At 77.9% G+C, this 512-nt stretch carries 2 pseudogenes; both read left to right on the forward strand.

What is annotated here, in order from left to right:
• Window positions 1–290, forward strand: a pseudogene (locus E6R62_RS39145) (hypothetical protein); the annotation flags it as partial.
• Between the two features lie 41 nt (window positions 291–331).
• A pseudogene (locus E6R62_RS39150) lies at window positions 332–512 on the forward strand (nucleoside deaminase); the annotation flags it as partial.

Below are 512 nucleotides of genomic sequence, written 5' to 3' on the forward strand. Positions count from 1 at the left end.
TGCTCACCGACGAACTGCTCGGCCGCACCCCCGAGGACGACGACGTCCTCGCCGACCTCGACCTCGACGGTACGGAGGAGGGCGAGCCGTACCGCGAGGACCAGGACGACGACACCTACGACTCCGGTGACCCGGACGGCCAGGCCGGGGCCGGGCCCCTCGGGGACGGCGGGCTCCTCGCCGACCTCGGCGTCGGCGAAGGGGAACTGCGCGCCCTGCGCCCCGGCGACGCGCTCGGCGAGATCGCCGAGGTGCTCGGCGCCTCGGAGGTGCTGGAGGCGGTGCGCTGACCGCGCGGGCGGCCGGACGGCCGGGCCGGTAGGTTCCGAGTGTGAAGAGCACACGCCCGGAGCCGCCCGGTCCGGCCGGCCCCGCCCCCGACCCCGTCCGCACCCCCTGGGAGCCCGCCATGCGGCAGGCCCTCGCCGAGGCCCAGCGGGCGGGACGCGGCGGCGACGTCCCGGTGGGCGCCGTCGTCCTCGACCCGGACGGCCGTCTGCTCTCGGCAGATC

Origin of the sequence: Streptomyces sp. A1136 (genome assembly GCF_004795055.1) — a bacterium.
GTDB lineage: Bacteria > Actinomycetota > Actinomycetes > Streptomycetales > Streptomycetaceae > Streptomyces.